We start from the raw sequence: 4,012 nt of genomic DNA, 5'->3' as shown, positions 1-4,012 counted from the left end.
AGAGCCGATGCCTTCGGCCTGTGGGACGGTTATGCCGCCGAGATGACGGCCTGATTGCGAGAAATCGCCACTCTTGCAATCAACGGCAAATAACTTGGCAATGCCATTCATGGTGCTGATGGATCAAGGGAGCGATGACACCAGTCGCGTGGCACACAAATCGAAATGCGTCCCCGGCACCTCAGATCAAACTGGATTAAATCGAGATGATTTGTGGTCGTCCGATTCAAATTTCCTGCAAGGCGATTCAAAACTCGACACCAACGATTCTGATTTGCGGAAAGGCGTTACGTTTTTAAACGCCGTTTGCTAGACAGGTGAGGAAGGGAGGGGGGGATGGCTCAGTCCAGAAAAGAGCGCTTGGCGAGACAGCGTGATCGGCAACGGGTGCTGCGGGCTGCCAGCAGGAGCCGACGGAAACCGTCTCGAGACGACATAGCCAGGACCCTGCTTCATTTTGCCATCACGAAGAACCTGAGCATGGAGCGGAGGGAGCGGCTTGAAGAGCTCCAACATCACATTGTCGCGGAGCTGGTTTTCCAGGGTTTCGATGAGCGGGAGGCGGAGATCGTATGGGATGCCCTGGTCGAAAAATACCGGTCGGGGTGGGCCTTCCAACAGAAACGCCACCTTTCAAAGGATGATGATCTCGATGCTGATAGCTGATCGGGCCGTCGGCTTTCCGCGCAGGTGCTCGGTTTTCGATACCGGATTGATGGCATCTTCAAGTGATCGCCAATCGCAAATGCTCGGTTCTNCTTTCAAAGGATGATGATCTCGATGCTGATAGCTGATCGGGCCGTCGGCTTTCCGCGCAGGTGCTCGGTTTTCGATACCGGATTGATGGCATCTTCAAGTGATCGCCAATCGCAAATGCTCGGTTCTCCCCCCGTTACTCCCTGAAACGGCGTTTGCTGGTGAATCGCTTATCTGCACCCGTTTCAGTTGACCTGGTCTGAAAAGAGGCCGTGGCAATTCTCCGACATTTCCCTTTGGCGTCTGTACCCGGGTTTCCGACGCCGCGCCAAATTGAATGAGCGTGCTGACACGTCAATCCAAATCAGATTGATTTGCGGTAATCCGATTCCAAGTTCTGGCTATTCGATTCAAACGCGTGAGCAATCGATTCTGAATGCTCGAAAAGCGTTACACGCCCAAACGGCGTTTGACGTGAGGGACAGGCAGCAGGAACCCCAGATTGCTGCTCCCTGATGGCCCGTGAAAACTCTGCCCACGCACGCAAAATACGATGCAAGATGAGGCCGTAATCTTTCTTGAGAAGATCCGGAGGTTAACCATACGATCGCAAGAAAAACGATCGGCGATCATTTTAGGGGCTCCGCGGCAATCTTTTATGTGCCAGGATGCCCTTGCTTTCGGGGAACACATCTTCGAAAGCGGCCTCCGAAGGTGCTGTAACACCCACGAAGGCCTGACCCGCAACCTGATTGGAGGCCTTGGGCTATGAAAGACTTTATTTCCTTTGAACTGACGAATGAAGCCACTGTGTATCGGAACCCCCGGATTCATGCTGACAGCATGATGTCGCTCTGGGTGGACGAGGATCGAACGGTCTGCAGCGACGATGCGATCGAGCTTTTCGGTCGTGCATCTTATGTGCCCAGTGCGGCGGCCCTGATTGCCGCCCTCGCGGCTGAGCTTGAAGCTGCTGAAAGTCGCCTGCGCCATGCAGAAGAGAAGCTTGCTTTCTGCCGTGAGACGCTGCTTCGCGAAGCGATCGCACTTGATGACATCGATGATGCCAACGAAGCGGAACGGATCAGCGCCTACTGCCTCGCGGCATAGCAGAACCGTTCTTTCATTGGCTTTGAGCTGTCGCTGAACGGGCCTCCTCCCTGAACTGGAGGGGGACGTTCACCGCTGATCTGCGCACCCAAAAAATCCATGCACAGGCAACATTGAGACCGTCGTTGCGGTCTCGATGACCGCTGCTTGCTGCCGTTGTTCAAGGAGATCTCATGATTGCAACCAGACGCCAGCCGGGAAGGGGGCTTTCTCGACCAGATTCCGACGCTCCGACGTTGGGCGGGGTGAAAACCCCGTCTGCCGCAACGACAATTCTGGAAGAGCTGCGTTCTGACTTTGAACGCATCGTCTCAGATACGATTGCGCAGGTCGAGGCTTGTCCGGCAAAACTAGATCCGATCTTCGAAGGCTATCAGCCGTTGCTTGCCGCAGTCCGCTCGGCAACGAGTCTCGAAGGAGCGCTCCTCAAAAGGGCTATAGCTCTCGTTGTCGGAAAGAACCCCGAACTCAGCCTGATTCATCTTGAGCGGCCTTTGCCAGTGCACCAAGCCGCGAAGGTTCTGTTCCTTCGCGATAACTGGGCGAGGGCATCGATGATCAGGCGCGATGCGGAGGTCGTCACACGTGAATATTACCGTCCTGATCTGCTGGTGGTCGACCGTGAACAGCAGCAAGCGCTGCTCCTCGATATCAAGCGAACCGCCTCTTCCTACAGCCCATGTGCGATCGTCACCCTGCGCAGCAGGATGATGGCAGGCGCACTGGCCGTCCGGGAAGTGCTGGAGCGCAAGTACGACGCCCCATCTGTGTCACGCGCAAGCATTGCCATCATCGATGCGGCGGGGGACACCCGCAGTGAGGCCGAAGGCATACTTGGCCTCAGCGATCTTGACTGGCTCCTGCGTATTGATGGTGCGGGCCATGCGATCACGCACCTTCGTGAGCTCTATGGCGCGAAGATACGCGCCATCCTCCAGAAACACTGTGAAACGATCATGGGACAGCGACACAAAGGGCGGACGGGCGAGAAACCGCAGAGTGGCTTTGAGGAAGAAAGGAGCCCGACGCCTGGGAACGAGGAGCAAGATGAAAAGCTCAACCCACAAGCAGTCGATCAGCTGGAAGAGCAGGATGCAATCTTCGATGACATAGACGGCAACGCGGAGAATTCAGCGGGTGCTCATGCGTCCGCGTCATCACTTTCGGCCGCTTTTGCTGTTGGCGTTGCTTCTAGAAGAACCCGCTGATGGGAAATGGGAACACTATCTGCGAGCTCAACGATCTCGGCCCAGATCGTCGCCTGGAAGCAGTGCGTGCAACCTTCGGCGGCAAGGCGATTCAGACAGGTCCCAAGGAAATCGCAGCGCCCTGCCGAGGGGATAAGCAAGACAGGAAAGATTGGAAAACCGATGTTGGTATTTGACTGGAATGAGCCGAGCAAGGATGAGCGGTTCGAGCTTCAGCTCCAGCGGCTCAGAACGCTCTTCGCTGACATGGAGGCAGTACAGCAACGGAGAATGCAGAAGGCGCTTCCCAAAGAAGCGCCCATCCTGGAACAATGGGCCCTGACATGCCGACCAGCACCATGTCTGACTGGTCTGTCGACGGGGCATCCCCAACTTGTGGGTACAGACCGATCGATCATCACCTCCGATCTGCAGCTGGTTTCTTCCGATCAGATGTGGGCACGTACGACGTCACGATGGTATCGCCTCGGGGCACCGCGACGGTTGGCGGAGCATTCAAAATGGCGGAACTAGATGCAAGCTCATTGTTCATGTTGTCAACGCCGGAGCAAAAATGCGCCAGTTGGCCGGAGTAAAAATGCGCCAGATGACGTCATACGAAGGGGCCCGATCGGGCCCCTTCGTATGAAGGCGCGCCGTTTCGTCGGGATCAGTCCGTTGCGGAATCGCGGTTTGGCTCGGCAGCCTTGCGGGATTGTGCGAGGCGATAGCTTTCGCCGTTCATTTCCAGGATATGGACATGGTGGGTGAGCCGATCGAGGAGCGCGCCGGTCAGTCGCTCGGAGCCGAAGACGCTGGTCCATTCATCGAAGGGCAGGTTCGACGTGACGATGGTCGAACCGCGTTCGTAGCGCTGTGAGAAGACCTCGAACAGCAGTTCGGCTCCGGTCGGCGACAGCGGCACGTAGCCGAGTTCGTCGATGATCAGCAGTCGAACCTTGGCCAGTTGCTTCGGTTCCGTTGCAAATTCTCGTCGGGGCACAGAAACTGCGGGGCGG

5 protein-coding genes are annotated in these 4,012 nt (G+C 56.4%); 4 read left to right on the top strand and 1 reads right to left on the bottom strand.

Annotation, left to right across the window (positions count from 1 at the left end):
• Positions 1–336: 336 nt before the first annotated feature.
• The 4 genes from NDI72_RS21730 to NDI72_RS22150 all read left to right on the top strand — a co-directional run bounded on the left by NDI72_RS21730 (position 337) and on the right by NDI72_RS22150 (position 3,527).
• Positions 337–666 (top strand): hypothetical protein, encoded by a 330-nt coding sequence (locus tag NDI72_RS21730; RefSeq protein WP_283801770.1) that lies wholly within the window; start codon positions 337–339, stop codon positions 664–666.
• A 798-nt stretch (positions 667–1,464) separates the two neighbouring features.
• Positions 1,465–1,806, top strand: coding sequence for a hypothetical protein (locus NDI72_RS21725; RefSeq protein ID WP_283801769.1), 342 nt, complete (start codon positions 1,465–1,467; stop codon positions 1,804–1,806).
• Positions 1,807–1,979: 173 nt separating this feature from the next.
• Positions 1,980–3,014: a hypothetical protein gene (locus tag NDI72_RS21720; protein WP_283801768.1), complete on the top strand. Its 1,035-nt coding sequence runs from the start codon at positions 1,980–1,982 to the stop codon at positions 3,012–3,014.
• A 6-nt stretch (positions 3,015–3,020) separates the two neighbouring features.
• Positions 3,021–3,527, top strand: a complete 507-nt coding sequence (locus NDI72_RS22150) for a DUF6634 family protein (protein ID WP_502888439.1) — start codon at positions 3,021–3,023, stop codon at positions 3,525–3,527.
• Between the two features lie 136 nt (positions 3,528–3,663).
• Here the strand turns inward: NDI72_RS22150 and NDI72_RS21715 are convergent.
• The coding region (locus NDI72_RS21715; RefSeq protein WP_283801767.1) for an ATP-binding protein at positions 3,664–4,012 on the bottom strand (349 nt) is incomplete at its 5' end.

Origin of the sequence: Nitratireductor sp. GZWM139 (assembly GCF_030068685.1) — a bacterium.
GTDB classification, from domain to species: Bacteria; Pseudomonadota; Alphaproteobacteria; order Rhizobiales; family Rhizobiaceae; genus Nitratireductor; species Nitratireductor aquimarinus.
This window is presented reverse-complemented; position numbering and strand designations above follow the sequence as displayed.

Excerpts from the sequence above, each read along its gene's own strand:
- NDI72_RS21725 (WP_283801769.1), top strand. The coding sequence starts at position 1,465 with ATGAAAGACTTTATTTCCTTTGAACTGACGAATGAAGCCACTGTGTAT.
- NDI72_RS22150 (WP_502888439.1), top strand. The coding sequence starts at position 3,021 with ATGGGAACACTATCTGCGAGCTCAACGATCTCGGCCCAGATCGTCGCC.
- NDI72_RS21730 (WP_283801770.1), top strand. The coding sequence starts at position 337 with ATGGCTCAGTCCAGAAAAGAGCGCTTGGCGAGACAGCGTGATCGGCAA.
- NDI72_RS21720 (WP_283801768.1), top strand. The coding sequence starts at position 1,980 with ATGATTGCAACCAGACGCCAGCCGGGAAGGGGGCTTTCTCGACCAGAT.